Source organism: Micromonospora sp. D75 (assembly GCF_018070405.1).
In the GTDB taxonomy this organism is placed as follows: domain Bacteria; phylum Actinomycetota; class Actinomycetes; order Mycobacteriales; family Micromonosporaceae; genus Micromonospora; species Micromonospora chalcea.
In genome coordinates this window covers 1-14,107 of the sequence record NZ_JAGPXV010000081.1, presented here as the reverse complement: position 1 = coordinate 14,107, position 14,107 = coordinate 1, and the positions used below count along the sequence as shown (strand labels likewise).

The following is a 14,107-nucleotide window of genomic DNA, read 5'->3' as shown; positions in this document are numbered from 1 at the left end:
GGGTGCCCCGCGGCGGCCGCCGAGCGGCGAGCCGGGATCGGGTGGGGTGAACCATGACGCTCCTTCGTGGAGGGGCGGACACCGTTGGCGACAAGGGTCCCGGGAAAAGTCGGACCTCACGTTGTCGAGGACCACGGCGAATCTGTCGACATCGACACAGAGCCAGCCAACGACCGGAGCAAATCGGGCTCGACGACGACGATCCGCAGGCGACGCGTCGACACGATGTGGCGGTTGCGCAGCACACGGAGCGTGCGTGCCACCACCTCTCGCGAGGTGCCGACCGCCGCGGCGAGGTCCTGCTGGCTCAACGGCAGGTCGAGCAACATCCCGTCGGCGGTCCCGACCCCGTGTTTGTCGAGCAGTTCGACGAGCAGGCCGATCAGGCGGTTGTCGCCGTTGCTGGACCCGTACTCGACTCGGCGGCCGTCGGCCTCCCGCAGGCTGGCGGCCAGGTGGCGGAGCAGGGACAGGGCGATCTCGGGCCATTCGGCGAGGCAGGTGTGCAGCCGTTCGGCGGTGATGAGGGTTGCGTGCACCGGCGACAGGCCGGTCACCGTGGCCAGACGGGGACGGCCGTCCACCGCGGACAGTTCGCCCAGGATGTCGCCGGGGCCGCGGATGGCCAGCAGTGCCTCCCAGCCCCGGCGAGAGGTGGAGGTGACCTTCACCCAGCCCTGTTCGACAAGCACCACGTGACGAGAGGGGTCGCCCTGGTGGAACAGGGGTGTGCCCGCCCGGTAGCGGTGCCGGGTGCCCGCGGCGGTGAGGGCGGCACGCGCGGACGGCGATAGGCTCGCCCCGAAGCTGCCGGGCGTGGCGTCGGGCGGATCGGCTTGCCGGCCGTCCCCCGGGTCATGTCGGAAGCGGGATGTCATCAGGCCCTGCTCCTTTCGTCGTAAACCGTCCGTGAACTGCACAGTCCCATGGACGGGACCGCGTACGGTGTTCCGGCGGCCTGTGCGAACAAACAGGATGGGAACCTTTCTATCGGCCGGTCCAATGTGCCGTGATCCGCCGAATGGATGCCGACGAGCCGACGAAAGGCAATGATTGGTGGCACTGCCGTCGCACGTCCGGAGAAAACGCCGACTATTCATTCAGGCATCCCCGGCCGGTGTGGCCCAAATATCACCGCCGAATGGTGAGCGCACGCCGTGTCCATTCGGCAGACGGTCGGCGGCGGGGCAGGTGAATGCACCGGTCAGCGGCACTGCGTCCGCCGTAGGCCGCGGTGGCCGGCGTAAATGTCACGGCCGGTCCCGTCGCCGGAGGAGCAGTCGGATCCCGGACAGTGCCGGCGTCACTGGGTACGGGTACTCAGCGCAGTACCGTCCCGTCGCTCATGTGCGGGCGCGGCGGCGTCGACAGGATCCTTGTCATGGCCGAGACGCTGCACCGACACGCCGCCTTGCGTACCGTCGACACGCCGCTGCCCGCCGAGGCCGCGCTGGCCCCCGCCGGCCGCGCGGTCGCCGCGCTGGCCCGGCTCATCGCCCACCACCCCGCCGGCTGGAGGTGGCTGGCCCGGCGCCACCACCCGGTCCTCGACCGGCTCGCCGCCGCGAACGCCCGGTCCACCTGCGTCCGCGCCGCCCGGCGGGTGCCCGCCTACCAGGCGTTCCTGCGGGCCCGCCCGGGCGGGCTGCGCCGCCGGCTGCGGGACTTCCCGGAGACCGACAAACGTGGGTACGTCATGGCGTACGACGCCTCGGCCCGGTGCCGGGACGGGCGGATGCCGGAGCGGGGCGTGGTGGTCGACGAGTCGGCCGGCTCGTCCGGGCGGCCGTTCAACTGGCCGCGCGGCGAGCGGGAGCTGCGGGCGGTGCACCGCGACATCGCCGGGTACACCGGGCTGGCGTTCCCGATGCGCCGACCGTTCGTCATCAACGCGTACTCGATGGGCGCCTGGGCGACCGGCACCACGACCGGCGCGGCGATGGCCCGGATCGCGACGGTGAAGAACACCGGCCCCGACCTGGGGAAGATCGTCGACACGCTGCGCGAGTTCGGCCCCGGCCACGACTACCTGGTGACCGCGTACCCGCCGTTCCTCAAGCACCTGCGGGACCGGCTCGACGCCGAGGACTTTCCGTGGTCGCGGTACCGGATCTTCGCCAGTTGCGGCGGCGAGGGGATGACCGAGGCGTTGCGCGACTACCTGGAGCAGCGGTTCGTGCGGGTGCGGTCGGCGTACGGGGCGTCGGACCTGACCATCGGCATCGGCGCGGAGACCCGGTTCACGGTCTGGTTGCGGCGGCGGCTGCGCACCGACGCGGGACTGCGCGCGGAACTGCTGGGCCGCGGCGAGCAGCGGCTGCCGATGGTGTTCCAGTACAACCCGTTCGCCACCTACCTGGAGACCAACGACCGGCGGGAGCTGCTCTGCACTGTCACCGGCCCGCACGTGCTCCAGCCCCGGCTGCGCTACAACGTCGGCGACGAGGCGCTGCTGGTGCCGTACCGGCGGATCGTCGAACTGGCCAACGCCGACCCGGTGCGTCGCGCCGAGTTCCGTACCGCGGTGGCCGAGGAGCGGATGACGCTGCCGTTGCTGCTGTTGTTCGGCCGCAGCGACTCCACCGTGTCCTACCTGGGCGCGAACCTCTACCCGCAGGACGTCGAGTACGGCCTCTACACCGGCAACCCGTACGCCGCCGAGATCAACAGGTTCTGTCTCACGCTGCACGAGGACGCGGCGCTGGAGACCCGGCCGGTGATCCACGTGGAGCTGCGCCGCCCGCTGGACGCCGCGGCCCGCGCGGCGCTCGCCGACGCCTGCCGCGACGGGGTACGCGCGCACCTGACCTCGGTGTCGCGGGACTTCGCGCAGTCCCTGGTGGAGGACCCGACCGCCGGTGACCTGCGGGTGGAGCTGCACGAGCCGGGCGGCGGCCCGTTCGCCGCCATGCAGAAGATCAAGAACGTCTACCTGGTGAGGTGAGCGATGCGTACCCGTGACTTCTCCCGCGCCCCGGCCCAGGCCCGCGCCGGCGCCATGTTCATCGGCGGCACCCGGTACGCGAACCCGCTGGTGCTGCTGCGCCTGGCCCCCGACTGGATCCGGATGGTGCGCGACATGCGCCGGATGTCCGGCTACTGCTGGCACACCGTCTACTGGCAGTTCCCGCTGACGCTCGGCACCATCGCGTTCTTCACCGACCGCGACGCGCTGCTGCGCTTCGCCCGGACCCGGCACCACCGCAAGCTGATGATGTGGCTGACCGACGGCAACCGCAACGCCACGGCCGGGTTCATCCGGCTCTACACCGCCTCCCCGGACGGCTACTCAAACGGCGCGTGGCGGGCCGAGGACGGCGCGATGGGCCACATCGAGCGGTTCACGCCGCTGGGCGCGGAGACCACCGGACCGGGGGTGCGCCGGTGACCGGCCACCGGTTCGAGCGCGTGACCGGCCGGCGCGGCCTGCGCGACTTCCTCGCGCTCACCGACCGGCTGTACGCGGACGAGTCCCGCTACGTGCCGACGCCCCGGCAGCAGATCCGCCGCTGGTGGCGCGACGGCGTGCCGATGTACGTGCTGCGCGACGCCTCCGGCGCGGTGGTCGGGCGGACCACGCTGCACACCGACGCCGACCTCGACGCCAAGCTCGGCCGCCGGTGCCAGTTGTTCGGGCTCACCGAGTTCACCCCGCACGCCGCCCGGCCGCTGTTCGACGCGATCGCCACGTACGCCATGCCCGGGCGGGACCTGCTGTTCGGGCCGGTGGCGCTGCTGCCCAACCAGGCCGGTGGCGTGATCACCTCCGGGTACGCCGACCGGGGTTTCGTGGACAGCGCGTGGAACCCGCCGTACTACCCGGACGCGTACGAGGCGTACGGGTTCACCGGGCGGTTCGTCTCCGACACCTGGATCTGCCCGGTGCCGTCGCCGTCCGGGCCGCCGCCCGCGCTGGGCGTCCAGCCCGACGGCTCCCGGCTGGACCTGCACCGGGGGAACAGCCGGCGGCTCGACGAACAGCTGGACCTGCTGCGCGGGATGCTCAACGACTCCTTCGCCCAGCTCGGCTACTACACGCCGATCTCCGCGGCGCAGTTGCGGCGGCAGACCGACGGGCTGGCGTACCTGCTGGATGACTCGCTGCTGCTCTACCTGACCCGCGACGGGCACCCGGTGGCGTTCGTGCTCTGCGTACCGGACATCAGCGACTTCCTGGTCGCGGTGCGCGGCGACCTGAACCCGGTCAACCAGCTGCGGCTGCTGGCCACCCGCCGCCGGTACCGGCGGGAGGCGGTGCTGATCGTCAAGGGCGTGGTGCCGCGGTTCCAGGGGCGCGGCTACCAGCGGCTGCTGTCCGAGCATCTGCACCGCAACCTGCACGTCGGCGGATACACGGCGCTGCGCAGCACGTACGTCGGGCGGGACAACCCGGCGTCGGCCGCCCAGTACCGGCGCCTCGGCGGACGCCCGCTGCACGGCTACACGTTCTACGCCAGGGAGCGGTGAGCATGGACCTCGCCGCGTTCCGCGCGCTGGAGCCGCTGTGCTGGCGGGCCCCGAGCGCGCACAACACCCAGCCGTGGCGGCTGCGCTACGAGCGCTGGGCGATCACCGTCGGCTGGGACCCGGCCGACACGCTGCCCGCCGGCGACCCGACCGGGCGGGACCTGCGGCTGTCGCTCGGCGCGTTCGTGGAGACCTGCCTGATCGTCGCCGCCGACGCGGGGCTGCGGCTGGACTGGGCCGCCGACCACGACGAGTCGGACCGGCGGGTGGGGCGGCTGCGTCCGGCCCGGCAGCCGTACCGGACGCCGTTTCGCGCCGCCGACGTGTGGGACCGGCGTACCCACCGGGGCCGGTTCACCGGCGGCCCGGACGCCGACGTGGTCGCGGCCGTGGACGCGGTCGCCCGCCGGGCCGGTGGCGCGGCCCGCGTGGTGCCGGCGGCCGGGCGGCTGCGCGCGCTGCTGCGCACGGCCGACCGGCACGTGTACGCCGACCCGTCGGTGGTCGCCGAGCTGCGCCGCTGGCTGCGCCTGGACCGGGCGTGCCCGCGCTACCGGAGCGACGGGCTCAGTGACAGCTGCCTCGGGCTGGGCCGGGCGGCGGCCACCGGACTGCGGGCGGCGCTCGCGGCGTACCCGGCGTTGCGCCCGCTGGGGCTCCCCCGGCTGCTCGCCGCCGCGGGCGGTGATCCACTGGCGCAGGGCGGCGGGGTGCTGGCGCTGATCGCGCCGCCCGGTCTGGACGCGGCCGGGCAGGTCGAGTTCGGACGCGTGCTGATGCGGATGTGGCTGACGCTGCACACGGCCGGGCTGGCCGCGCACCCGCTCAGTCAGCTCGTCGACGTCGCAGCCACCCGTGGCGCGCTCGGCACGCTGCTGGACGTGGCGCCGGAGCGGATCGTGCACGTGGCCCGGGTGGGCCGGCCGGCCGCGCCCGCGCCCCGCTCGGCCCGGCGAGTGCGCCACGGATCGCGTCTGTTAGCGGTAACACCCCTTGACGCGATGTCACTTCATCCATGAGAGTCCATGTTGGCCGACGTGTCGCCCGGTCGGGAGCCCTGGGCGCGGAGTGGCAGGAACGCGGCGTCCGGGTGTGCGAGGCGCAATCTGTTAGCGATAACAGAGCAGCCGCGCACCCGGACCCGCCTCTGATCCGCGCGGTTGGGAGAGAAACATGTCTGAAGTGACACGACGCAACGTCATCAAGGCCGCAGCGGCCGGCACCGGCGCCGCGCTGGTGCCGGCCGCCTGGAGCGCCGCCGCCCGCGCCGGCTCGGCGGCGCCGGCGCAGGTGCTCGCCGCGAACGACCTGGCGCTCTGGTACGACGAACCGGCCGGCACCGACTGGCTGCGCGCCCTGCCGATCGGCAACGGGCGGCTCGGCGCGATGGTGTTCGGCAACGTGGACACCGAACGGCTCCAGCTCAACGAGGACACCGTCTGGGCCGGCGGCCCGTACGACTCGGCGAACATCCGGGGCGCGGCCAACCTGGCCGAGATCCGGCGTCGCGTCTTCGCCGACCAGTGGACCTCGGCCCAGGATCTGATCAACCAGACCATGATGGGCAGCCCCGGCGGTCAGCTCGCCTACCAGACCGTCGGCGACCTGCGGCTCTCCTTCGGGTCGGCGAGCGGGGCGACGCAGTACAACCGGACGCTGGACCTCACCACCGCCACCGTCACCACCACGTACGTGCTGAACGGTGTCCGGTACCAGCGGGAGGTGTTCGCCAGCGCGCCCGACCAGGTGATAGTGCTCCGGCTGACCGCCGACCGGGCGAACGCGATCACGTTCTCCGCCGCGTTCGACAGCCCGCAGCGGACCACCGTGTCCAGCCCGGACGGCGCGACAGTCGCGCTCGACGGCATCTCCGGCTCGATGGAAGGGGTCAACGGCTCGGTGCGGTTCCTCGCGCTGGCCAACGCCGCCGTCACCGGCGGCACGGTGAGCAGCTCCGGCGGCACGCTGCGGGTGTCCGGCGCGACCAGCGTGACGGTCCTGATCTCGATCGGCACCAGCTACGTCAACTACCGCACCGTCAACGGCGACTACCAGGGCATCGCCCGCAACCGGCTGAACGCCGCCAAGAGCGTCGACGTCGACCAGCTCCGCACCCGCCACCGCGCCGACTACCAGGCGCTGTTCGACCGGGTCACGATCGACCTGGGCCGCACCGCCGCCGCCGACCAGCCCACCGACGTACGGATCGCGCAGCACGCGAGCACGAACGACCCGCAGTTCGCCGCGCTGCTGTTCCAGTTCGGGCGGTACCTGCTGATCTCCTCGTCGCGGCCGGGCACCCAGCCGGCGAACCTGCAGGGCATCTGGAACGACTCGCTCACGCCGTCCTGGGACTCGAAGTACACGGTCAACGCCAACCTGCCGATGAACTACTGGCCGGCCGACACCACGAACCTGTCCGAGTGCTTCCTGCCGGTCTTCGACATGGTCAAGGACCTCACCGTCACCGGCGCGCGGGTCGCCCAGGCGCAGTACGGCGCCGGTGGCTGGGTCACCCACCACAACACCGACGCCTGGCGGGGCGCGTCGGTGGTGGACGGCGCGTTCTGGGGCATGTGGCAGACCGGCGGGGCCTGGCTGAGCACGCTCATCTGGGACCACTACCTGTTCACCAGCGACCTCGGCTTCCTCCAGGCCAACTACCCGGCGCTCAAGGGCGCCGCCCAGTTCTTCCTCGACACCCTGGTCGCCCACCCGACGCTCGGCTACCTGGTGACGAACCCGTCGAACTCGCCGGAGCTCGCGCACCACGCCAACGCCAGCGTCTGCGCCGGACCCACGATGGACAACCAGATCCTGCGCGACCTGTTCGACGCCGCGGCCCGGGCGAGCGAGGTGCTCGGCGTCGACACCACGTTCCGGTCCCAGGTGCGTACGGCCAAGGATCGGCTGCCACCGTGCCGCGTCGGTTCGCGGGGCAACGTGCAGGAGTGGCTCGCCGACTGGGTCGAGACCGAGCGCACCCACCGGCACGTCTCCCACCTGTACGGGCTGCATCCCGGCAACCAGATCACCAGGCGGGGCACCCCCGCGCTGTACGAGGCCGCCCGCAAGACGCTGGAGCTGCGCGGCGACGACGGGACCGGCTGGTCCCTCGCCTGGAAGATCAATTTTTGGGCCCGGCTGGAGGACGGCGCCCGCGCCCACAAGCTCCTGCGCGACCTGGTCCGCACCGACCGGCTCGCGCCGAACATGTTCGACCTGCACCCGCCGTTCCAGATCGACGGGAACTTCGGCGCCACCTCGGGCATCGCCGAGATGCTGCTGCACAGCCACACCGGCGAGCTGCACCTGCTGCCCGCGCTCCCCAGCGCCTGGCCCGCCGGGCAGGTCGCGGGACTGCGCGGCCGGGGCGGCTACACGGTGGCGATGGCCTGGAGCAACAGCCAGGCCGACGAGATCAGCGTCCGCGCCGACCGCGACGGCACGCTGCGACTGCGGTCCCGGCTGTTCACCGGCGCCTTCACCCTCACCGACGTCACCGACGGCAGCACACCGGCCACCACCCGGCCGGAGTCCGACGTCGTGGCGCTCACCGTCCGCGCCGGCCACACCTACCGGGCGGCCCGGCCGGGCGTGACCCCCTCACCGACCGTGACGCCGACGCCGACCTCCACGCCGTCACCGACCCCGACCCCGACCACCAGTTCCCCGGCGCCGTCCGGCGCGCGTGCCACGTACGCGATCACCGGCTCCTGGTCCGGCGGCTTCCAGGCCGAGGTCACGGTGGCCGCCGGCGCCACCGCGATCCGCGGCTGGACGGTGTCCTGGACGTTCCCGAACGGTCAGGTGATCAACCAGATCTGGAGCGGCACGCACACCCAGAGCAGCGCGAACGTCACGGTGCGCAACGTCGACTACAACGGCTCGGTGCCGGCCGGCGGCTCCACCACGTTCGGCTTCATCGGCACGGCCGGCGGCACCAACAACCCGCCGACGAACCTCACCTGCACGACCACCTGACCGCTGACGCGCCCCGCCGCGGCAACCCGGCCGGGGCGGGGCGTGCCGACGGTCAGGCCAGCAGCGTCTCGCGCAGCCGCGCGCCCAGATTGAACTCGCCGACCACCCGGGGACCGGCCGGGTCGTACACGGCGATGCGGTGGTTGCGGCGCATCATCTCCCGCACCGCCGGCGGCAGCCGGGGCGGGTCGTCCATCGTCGCGAGCACCCGCGCGCCGGTGCCCATCAGCCGCTCCACCAGCGACGCGCTGTCGGTGTCCACACGCACCCGGCCGAACTCCCAGCCGGCCGTGGTCAGGTCGAGCACCTCGAACAGGCGCGTCACGAACGGCTGCGGATCGGTCACCTTGTCCAGCCGGTCGGCCCGCCCGCCGACCGCCGCCACGGCGCCGGCCACCTGCGCGTACGGGTGCAGCCCGCTGGGCAGCGCGCCGAGCGGCCAGCGCAGCGCGGGCCCGGCCTCCTTCCACAGGGGCCGGTAGTTGCGGCGGTGCACCAGCAGCCGCCGGCCGGTACGCCGGAACACCTCGTGCGCCTGGCCCAGCAGGTCGGCGTGCGCCTGGTCGGCGGCCTCGCAGACGATCCCGGCGGCCACCACGAGACCGTCGTCATCGGACAGCAGCCGGGTGATCGCGTCGGCCTGCTCCGGGAACCGGAGGCGGGCGTGCGCCCCGTAGGACTGCCGCACGTCCCGCAGCAGCTCCTGCTGACGTGTCGGGTCCAGTTCGACCCGTCCGCCACCGAGCAACCGCTGGAGCCAACCCATCGCGCCTCGCTTCCGTCGCCGTCTGCGGACCGGGCAATGCTAGTTCGTCGGCCGATGCTCGTATGGTGACGGGGTGACCGATCGATCCCTGACCCTGATGGCGGTGCACGCGCACCCCGACGACGAGGCGACGAGCACCGGCGGCATCCTGGCGCGCTACGCGGCCGAGGGCGTGACCACTGTGCTCGTGACCTGCACCGACGGGGGGTGCGGCGACGGCCCCGGCGGAATCAAGCCGGGCGACCCCGGGCACGACCCGAAGGCCGTGGTCGAGATGCGCCGCGCCGAGCTGGCCGCGAGCTGCGAGGCGCTGAAGGTGACCCACCTGGAGACGCTCGACTACGGCGACTCCGGGATGATGGGGTGGGCCACGAACGACGCGCCCGGCGCGTTCTGGAACACGCCGGTGGCCGAGGCGGCCGGCCGGCTGGCCGAGCTGATCCGGCGCTACCGTCCCGACGTCGTCGTCACCTACGACGAGAACGGCTTCTACGGCCACCCGGACCACATCCAGGCCCACCGCATCACCATGGCCGCCGTCGAACAGACCGGCATCCCGGCCAAGGTCTACTGGACCACCGTGCCGCGCAGCGCGTTCCAGCAGTTCGGCACCGTCATGCGCGAGATCGGGGTGGAGTTCCCCGAGCCGGAGGCGACCGACGAGATGCCGGCGCTGGGCCTGCCGGACGACGAGATCACCACCTGGGTCGACACCAGCGGCTACGGCGGGCAGAAGTTCGCCTCGCTCGCCGCGCACGCCAGCCAGGCGGAGAACATCTTCTTCCTGCGCCTCGGGCAGGAGCGGTTCACCGAGCTGATGGGCATGGAGACGTTCGTGCGGGTGCGGGACACCACCGGCGCGCCGACGCCGGAGGACGACCTGTTCGCCGGGCTGCGCTGACCGGCCGCCGGCCCGGTCCGGCGTGTCGTCGGCCGGGCCGCTCATCTCAGGCCGCGACGGTCTGCGCGGCCAGGTGCGCGAGCACGACACGGACGTCACCGCCGGTGTCGGCCATGACCTGACGTTGCCGGGTGGCGCCGGTGCCCTCGCGGCGCACCCGGTCCATCTCGCGCCGGACCAGGTCCAGATCGCCGTGGCGGGTCAGCGCGGGCGTGACGATGCCGAGCATGTCGTCGACGAGGTCCCAGGCGGGCCGGGGCCGCCCGGTGCGCAGGTCGACCAGGTCACCGTCCACGCCGTCGTGCGCGGCCCGCCAGTGCGCGGCGGCGACGAGGCAGTCGCGGATGCGCTGGGCCGGCACACCGTCGCGGATATCGTCGATCGCGGTGGCGACCAGCGCCCGGACCAGCCCGGCGATCAGGACGGTGTCGTCGACTGTGGGGCAGACGTCGCCGACGCGGATCTCCACTGTGGGGTACGCCGCCGACGGGCGGGCGTACCAGTAGACCATCGCGGCGTCGAGCATGATGCCGGCGGTGATCAGGTCCCGGACCGTGGCGTCGTAGTCGGCGGCCGAGTGGAAGTGCGGCGTCGGCCCGATGCTCGGCCACCGTTCCAACTGCATCGAGCGCCAGCTGGCGTGCCCGGTGTCCCGCCCGTCGTGCAGCGGCGAGTTGGTGGTGAGCGCCTGCACCACCGGCAGCCACGGGCGCAGGTGGTTGCACACCTGCACGGCCAGCTCCCGGTCGGGCACGCCGACGTGCACGTGGCAGCCGCAGACCGCGGGGTCGTGGGCCACCGGGCCGAACCGGCGGGACATGTCGTGGTAGCGCTGCTCGTCGGGCACCGTGCGGTGGGCCTCGCAGACCGGCGTGGCGCCGACCGCCACCAGTCGCGCCCCGGCCGCCTCGGCCGCGCGGGCGGCCGCCCGGCGTAGCGTGACCAGGTGCTCGCGGAGCTGACCGAGGTCGGGGCTGACCGGGGTCACCATCTCCACCATGCTGTGCCGGAACTCCTGCCGGCTCTGCTCGCGTGCGGTCCCGGAGAGCGCGTCGCGGACCCGGTCGGCGACCGGCATGCTCTCGCCGGTGACGGGGTCCAGCAGCAGGAACTCCTCTTCCACCCCGAGGGTCAGGACGGTGGGGATCTCCGGTGTCGGGGTGGTGGCGGTGGTGGTGGGCCGCGGCCTCACCGACGGCTCCACCGGCACGGAACGGTCGGCAGCTCGTCGTGAGGCGGGATCATGTCTCGACGGTACGAGGCCGGGGGCCGTCCCGAGGCTGTTTCCGCCGACCACCGCCCCCGCGGGTGGCGCGGGGGCGGTGGGGTCGCTCAGCAGGACGTCGCTCAGCAGTCGTAGTACATGGCGAACTCGTGCGGGGTCGGACGCAGGCGTACCGGGTCGACCTCGTTGGCGTTCTTCCAGTCGACCCAGGTGGAGATCAGGTCGGCGGTGAAGACGTTGCCGTCGAGCAGGTAGTCGTGGTCGGTCTCCAGCGCCGCCAGCGCCTCGGGCAGCGATCCGGGCACCTGCTTGACGTCGCCCCACTCCTCCGGGGGCAGGTCGTAGAGGTCCTTGTCGATCGGCGCGGGCGGCTCGATCTTGTTCTTGATGCCGTCGAGACCGGCCATGAGCATGGCGGAGAACGCCAGGTACGGGTTGCTGGACGGGTCCGGCACGCGGAACTCGACGCGCTTGGCCTTCGGGTTGCTGCCGGTGACCGGGATGCGGGTGCAGGCGGAGCGGTTGCGCTGGGAGTAGACCAGGTTGACCGGCGCCTCGAAGCCGGGGACGAGACGGCGGTACGAGTTGATGGTCGGGTTGGTGAAGGCCAGCAGCGACGGGGCGTGGTGCAGCAGGCCGCCGATGTACCAGCGGGCGGTGTCGGACAGGCCGGCGTAGCCGGTCTCGTCGTAGAACAGCGGCTCGCCGCCGCGCCAGAGGCTCTGGTGGGTGTGCATGCCGGAGCCGTTGTCACCGAACACCGGCTTCGGCATGAACGTGGCGGTCTTGCCGTGCGCCCACGCCTCGTTCTTGATCAGGTACTTGAACAGCTGAAGGTCGTCGGCCGAGTGCAGCAGCGTCGAGAACCTGTAGTTGATCTCCGACTGCCCGCCGGTGCCCACCTCGTGGTGCGAACGCTCCACTGTGAAACCGGCGTCCACCATCCGGCGGACCATGCTGTCGCGCAGGTCGGCGTAGTGGTCCACCGGAGGCACCGGGAAGTAGCCGCCCTTGTAGGCGGTCTTGTAGCCGCGGTTGCCGCCCTCCTCGATCCGCCCGGTGTTCCAGGCGCCCTCGATCGAGTCGATGTAGTAGAACGACTGGTGCGCCGAGGTCTCGTGGCGGATGGAGTCGAAGATGTAGAACTCCGCCTCCGCGCCGAAGTACGCGGTGTCGGCGATGCCGCTCGCCGCCAGATACGCCTCGGCCTTCTTCGCCACGTTGCGCGGATCCCGGGAGTACGCCTCCCTGGTGAACGGGTCGTGGACGAAGAAGTTCAACGCGACGGTCTTCTGCGCGCGGAACGGGTCCACGAACGCGGTCGCCACGTCCGGCAGCAGCAGCATGTCCGATTCGTGGATCGACTGGAAGCCGCGGATCGAGGAGCCGTCGAAGGCGAGGCCGTCGGTGAACACGCTGTCGTCGAACGACTCGACCGGCAGGTTGAAGTGCTGCATCACGCCGGGCAGGTCACAGAAACGTACGTCGACGAACTTCACGTCCTCGTCGGTGAGGTATCGCAGGAGTTCCTCGGAATTGGCGAACACACGTCCTCCTGGCAGGCGTCGTTGATCCTGGCCACGTCCCGTGGCCGGACCGCCCGGGGACATGGCCCGTACCGCCACCGTACGACGGCGCGCCGTGCCCGGCTCGCCAACCGCCCATCCGGGTTTCCTTCGCCACAGGCCGGGTAGTCGCCGTACCCGGCGGACCGCCCGGGGAGACGACGCGGCGGGAGGTTGGCATGGTGGGTGCTCCGCGACTGACCGGTGGGCGCTGAGATGTGCGGGATCAGCGGTGAGGCCAGGTTCGACGGGGTCACCCCCGACACCGACGCGGTGAACCGGATGACAGCGGCGATGCGCTCACGCGGCCCCGACGGTGAGGGCGCGTGGGACGACGGCTGGATCGCGCTGGGGCACCGCCGGCTGACAGTCATCGACCTGTCCGAGGCCGGCGCGCAGCCGATGGTCCGCGACGACCTCGGCCTGGCGCTCGTGTTCAACGGCTGCGTCTACAACTACCCGCAGCTGCGCGAAGAGCTGCGCGCCGCCGGGCACGCCTTCCACAGCACCAGCGACACCGAGGTGATCCTGGTGGCGTACGCGCAGTGGGGGGAGCGGTTCGTCGACCACCTGGTCGGCATGTTCGCCGTGGCGCTCGTGGACCGGCGTCGCCGTCGCCTCGTGCTGGCCCGCGACCGGCTCGGCATCAAACCGCTGTACCTCGCCGAGTCCCCGGGCCGGCTCCGGTTCGCCTCCACGCTGCCGGCGCTGCTGGCCGGGGGCGACGTCGACACCGGCATCGACCGGGTCGCGCTGCACCACTACCTGTCGTGGCACTCGATCGTGCCGGCGCCCCGCACCATCCTGCGCGGGATACGCAAGCTGCCCCCGGCCACCGTCCGGGTGATCGACGCCGACGGGCACAGCCGCGAGCGCGTCTACTGGCGGCCCGAGTACCGGCGCGACCGGGCCCACGACGGCATGGACGCCGCCGACTGGCGGACCGCCGTCGGGGACGCGCTGCGCACCGCCGTACGCCGCCGGCTGGTCGCCGACGTGCCGGTCGGGGTGCTGCTCTCCGGCGGCCTCGACTCCAGCATGATCGTCGCGCTGCTCGACGGCGCCGGTCAGCACCACCTCCAGACGTTCAGCATCGGGTTCGACAGCCGCGGCGACGAGGCCGGCGACGAGTTCCACTACTCCGACCTGGTCGCCCGCGCGTTCGGCACCGACCACCACCGAATCCAGCTCTCCGACGG

At 72.3% G+C, this 14,107-nt stretch carries 11 protein-coding genes; 7 read left to right on the top strand and 4 right to left on the bottom strand.

Annotation, left to right across the window (positions count from 1 at the left end):
* Nucleotides 1-116 precede the first annotated feature (116 nt).
* Complete coding sequence (locus KBX39_RS07860; protein ID WP_233514776.1) at nucleotides 117-920, bottom strand: Crp/Fnr family transcriptional regulator; 804 nt, start codon at nucleotides 918-920, stop codon at nucleotides 117-119.
* Nucleotides 921-1,381: 461 nt separating this feature from the next.
* On the opposite strand from KBX39_RS07860, the gene KBX39_RS07855 reads away from it, so the two are divergent.
* The 5 genes from KBX39_RS07855 (at nucleotide 1,382) to KBX39_RS07835 (ending at nucleotide 8,451) form a co-directional block, all read left to right on the top strand.
* Nucleotides 1,382-2,944 carry a phenylacetate--CoA ligase family protein gene (locus tag KBX39_RS07855; protein ID WP_187693059.1) on the top strand — a complete coding sequence of 521 codons (1,563 nt, stop codon included), beginning with the start codon at nucleotides 1,382-1,384 and terminating at the stop codon, nucleotides 2,942-2,944.
* Nucleotides 2,945-2,947: 3 nt separating this feature from the next.
* The gene (locus tag KBX39_RS07850) at nucleotides 2,948-3,388 is read left to right on the top strand and encodes a DUF4188 domain-containing protein (protein ID WP_210869794.1); all 441 of its coding nucleotides are present in this window, start codon (nucleotides 2,948-2,950) and stop codon (nucleotides 3,386-3,388) included.
* Nucleotides 3,385-4,467, top strand: coding sequence for a hypothetical protein (locus KBX39_RS07845; RefSeq protein ID WP_210869792.1), 1,083 nt, complete (start codon nucleotides 3,385-3,387; stop codon nucleotides 4,465-4,467). Before KBX39_RS07850 ends, KBX39_RS07845 begins: the two co-directional genes overlap by 4 nt.
* 2 nt (nucleotides 4,468-4,469) lie before the next feature.
* Nucleotides 4,470-5,486, top strand: a complete 1,017-nt coding sequence (locus tag KBX39_RS07840; RefSeq protein WP_166456595.1) for a nitroreductase — start codon at nucleotides 4,470-4,472, stop codon at nucleotides 5,484-5,486.
* A 154-nt stretch (nucleotides 5,487-5,640) separates the two neighbouring features.
* Complete coding sequence (locus KBX39_RS07835) at nucleotides 5,641-8,451, top strand: glycoside hydrolase N-terminal domain-containing protein (RefSeq protein ID WP_210869790.1); 2,811 nt, start codon at nucleotides 5,641-5,643, stop codon at nucleotides 8,449-8,451.
* 52 nt (nucleotides 8,452-8,503) lie between these two features.
* Here the strand turns inward: KBX39_RS07835 and KBX39_RS07830 are convergent, their stop codons facing one another.
* A complete protein-coding gene (locus KBX39_RS07830) occupies nucleotides 8,504-9,217 on the bottom strand; it encodes a hypothetical protein (RefSeq protein WP_043324727.1) in 714 nt (237 codons plus the stop codon).
* A 73-nt stretch (nucleotides 9,218-9,290) separates the two neighbouring features.
* Between KBX39_RS07830 and KBX39_RS07825 the strand changes: the two genes are divergently transcribed.
* Complete coding sequence (locus KBX39_RS07825) at nucleotides 9,291-10,118, top strand: PIG-L family deacetylase (protein ID WP_043324725.1); 828 nt, start codon at nucleotides 9,291-9,293, stop codon at nucleotides 10,116-10,118.
* A 46-nt stretch (nucleotides 10,119-10,164) separates the two neighbouring features.
* Here the strand turns inward: KBX39_RS07825 and KBX39_RS07820 are convergent, their stop codons facing one another.
* A complete protein-coding gene (locus KBX39_RS07820; RefSeq protein ID WP_210869788.1) occupies nucleotides 10,165-11,310 on the bottom strand; it encodes a glutamate--cysteine ligase in 1,146 nt (381 codons plus the stop codon).
* 155 nt (nucleotides 11,311-11,465) lie between these two features.
* The gene (gene glnA / locus KBX39_RS07815; RefSeq protein WP_210869786.1) at nucleotides 11,466-12,890 is read right to left on the bottom strand and encodes a type I glutamate--ammonia ligase; all 1,425 of its coding nucleotides are present in this window, start codon (nucleotides 12,888-12,890) and stop codon (nucleotides 11,466-11,468) included.
* A 234-nt stretch (nucleotides 12,891-13,124) separates the two neighbouring features.
* Between glnA and asnB the strand changes: the two genes are divergently transcribed.
* The coding region (gene asnB, locus KBX39_RS07810) for an asparagine synthase (glutamine-hydrolyzing) (RefSeq protein WP_210869796.1) at nucleotides 13,125-14,107 on the top strand (983 nt) is incomplete at its 3' end.

What these genes read in the sequence shown, in the direction of transcription:
- KBX39_RS07850 (WP_210869794.1), top strand. Translation starts at nt 2,948, where the DNA reads ATGCGTACCCGTGACTTCTCCCGCGCCCCGGCCCAGGCCCGCGCCGGC.
- KBX39_RS07840 (WP_166456595.1), top strand. Translation starts at nt 4,470, where the DNA reads ATGGACCTCGCCGCGTTCCGCGCGCTGGAGCCGCTGTGCTGGCGGGCC.
- KBX39_RS07835 (WP_210869790.1), top strand. Translation starts at nt 5,641, where the DNA reads ATGTCTGAAGTGACACGACGCAACGTCATCAAGGCCGCAGCGGCCGGC.
- KBX39_RS07830 (WP_043324727.1), bottom strand. Translation starts at nt 9,217, where the DNA reads ATGGGTTGGCTCCAGCGGTTGCTCGGTGGCGGACGGGTCGAACTGGAC.
- KBX39_RS07855 (WP_187693059.1), top strand. Translation starts at nt 1,382, where the DNA reads ATGGCCGAGACGCTGCACCGACACGCCGCCTTGCGTACCGTCGACACG.